The 2,921-nt window shown below is 26.4% G+C and carries 1 protein-coding gene; it reads left to right on the top strand.

Annotated elements, in window-relative coordinates:
- The first annotated feature begins 271 nt into the window (after nt 1-271).
- The gene (locus tag BGI41_RS07525; protein ID WP_088540083.1) at nt 272-2,878 is read left to right on the top strand and encodes an ATP-dependent helicase; all 2,607 of its coding nucleotides are present in this window, start codon (nt 272-274) and stop codon (nt 2,876-2,878) included.
- Nucleotides 2,879-2,921: the final 43 nt, after the last annotated feature.

Raw genomic sequence — 2,921 nt, 5'->3', positions numbered from 1 at the left:
AATTAAAATTACAAAAGCAAATATAAATAAAAAAAATCAATAAAAAGAAAAAATATAAACTAAAAAACAAGAACATCTAAAAAACAATAACCACAGAAATTAACAAAAAAATAGAAGATACATGATTAAAAAAATTAAACAAAAAACTATAAAATACATTAAAAAATAAACATTAAAGGAATAAAGAAATTAAAACATGAAATTAACAAAAATATTCATATTACTAATAATTAATCAAACACTTTGATATAAAATAAAAGATTTAGATAAAATGATAAAAAAACAAACAAAAACATATAAAAAAGAAGATATTTATAAAATTCTTCATCCTGCAGTAAAAAAATGGTTTGATAAAAATTTTGAGGATTTTACACCAGCACAAAAACAAGCAATCCCTGAAATACATAAACAAAACAATGTCTTAATATCTTCACCAACAGGTTCTGGAAAAACATTAACTGCATTCTTATCAATTATATCAGAACTTACAAAATTAGCAGATAAAGGAAAACTTGAAGATAAAGTATATTGTATTTATATATCACCACTTAAAGCATTAGATAATGATATTGAAAGAAATTTAGATATTCCACTTACAGAAATTGAGAAAATAGCTGGAAAAGAATTAGGAATAAGAAAAGCAGTACGTACTGGAGATACTACCCAATATCAAAGACAAAAAATGCTTAAAAAACCACCACATATCTTAATCACCACTCCTGAAACTTTATCAATACTTCTTGTAACACCTAAATTTAGACTTAAATTAGCTAATGTAAAATATGTGATTATAGATGAAATACATTCTCTTGCAGAAAATAAAAGAGGAGTACATTTAAGTTTATCACTTGAAAGATTACAAGCACTTGTTGGAGGTTTTACAAGAATTGGTCTTTCTGCAACAGTATCTCCATTAAAGGATGTTGCAAGATTCCTTGTAGGTAATGAATATGGAGTAGAACGAAATTGCATTATAGTAGATGTTAATTATTTAAAAGAATTAGATTTAGAAGTAATGTGTCCAGTAAGTGATATAGTAGTTGCAGATAATGAAGACACACGTCTTGCAATGTATGATTTAGTAGATGATTTAATTCAAGAACATGAAACAACATTAATCTTTACAAACACACGTAGTGGTACAGAAAGTTTTGTATATAATCTAAAAAAAATGTATCCAAACCATTATAATAGTAATAATTTAATGGCACATCACTCTTCACTTTCAAAAGAAGTACGTCTTAGAACTGAAGAAAATTTAAAACAAGGAAATTTAAGAGCAGTTGTATCTTCAACATCACTTGAATTAGGAATTGATATTGGATATATTGATTTAGTTATATTAATTAACTCACCAAAATCTGTATCACGTGCTCTTCAAAGAATTGGAAGAAGTGGACATAAATTACATGAAAAATCAAAAGGCCGTATAATTGTAACAGATAGAGATGATCTTGTAGAATGTAGTGTAATTGTAAAAGATGCAAAAGAAGGTAAAATAGATAGAATCCAAATACCACAAAATAGTTTAGATGTTTTATCACAACATATCTATGGTATGGCTATAGAAAATCCATGGGACATAGATTATGCATTTGATGTAATTAAAAAAAGTTATTGTTTTAGAAATCTTGAAAGAGACGACTATGAAGAAGTATTAAGTTATCTTGCTGGAGAATATGTTGAACTTGAAGAAAGGTATGTTTATCCAAAAATCTGGATTGATTATGATAAAAATACCTTTGGAAAACGTGGAAAACTAGCTAGAATGTTATATTCAACAAATATTGGTACAATTCCTGACAGATCAGGAGTTTTAGTTAAATGTAATGGAGAAGTAGTAGGTAAAGTTGAAGAAGATTTCTATGAGAAACTTAAAAAAGGGGATACCTTTGTATTAGGTGGAACCACATACAGATTCAATTATGGAAGAGGAATGATAATTAATGTTTCCCCTGCAAGTGGACCTCCAACAATACCAAGATGGTTTTCAGAACAACTACCTTTATCCTATGATTTAGCATTAGATATTCAAAGATTTAGAGCAAATATGGAAACAAAATTCCAGTATAGTAAAACTAAAGAAGATGTTTTAGAATATATTAACGATTATCTTTATGTTGATAATTTTGCAGCAAATGCAATCTATGAATACTTTAATGAACAATATGTATATGCAATTATTCCATCTTATAAAAAATTATTAATTGAATATTATAAAGGATATGGAAATAGAAGATTTGTTGTTTTTCATTCATTATTTGGAAGAAGAGTAAATGATGCATTATCACGTGCAATCGCCTATGTAGTATCAAGAAACTACAATGTTAATGTTACAATATCCATATCAGATAATGGTTTTTACTTAAGTGCAGATGAAGGTAAAATTGGTGCTCTTGAATCATTTGAGAAATTAACAAGTGAAAACTTTAGGAATATTTTAATACAATCTATTAATAAGACAGAAATTTTATCACATAGATTTAGAGACTGTGCTGGAAGATCCCTTATGACCTTAAGACATTATAAAGGTCACACAAAAACAACAGGACGCCAACAAGTCAGAAGTAAAATATTACTTAAATATGTTCAAGAAATGGATCAAAATTTCCCAATACTTAAAGAAGCAAGAAGAGAATCTATTGAAGAATATATGGATGTAGAAAATGCTCTTAAAGTAATTAAAGCTGTTGAAAATAAAGAAATGGAAATAAAAACCATAAATACTGTTATTCCAACACCATTTGCTTTTAATTTAGTTTCACAAGGATATCTTGATGTTTTAAATAATAATGATAAAGCACAATATGTTAAAAGAATGCATAAAGCAGTTCTTGAAAAAATAAAAACAAAATTAAAAGAAGAATATTATTATTAAAAAATATTTTTCTAAAATCTTTAAAAATAAATTTATTTAAGAT

The sequence above is a fragment of the Methanobrevibacter sp. 87.7 genome, assembly GCF_002208625.1.
Taxonomy (GTDB): domain Archaea; phylum Methanobacteriota; class Methanobacteria; order Methanobacteriales; family Methanobacteriaceae; genus Methanarmilla.
Note: the sequence above shows the minus strand (reverse complement) of the source record. Positions and strands in the feature narration are given on the sequence as shown.

What these genes read in the sequence shown, in the direction of transcription:
- BGI41_RS07525 (WP_088540083.1), top strand. Translation starts at nt 272, where the DNA reads ATGATAAAAAAACAAACAAAAACATATAAAAAAGAAGATATTTATAAA.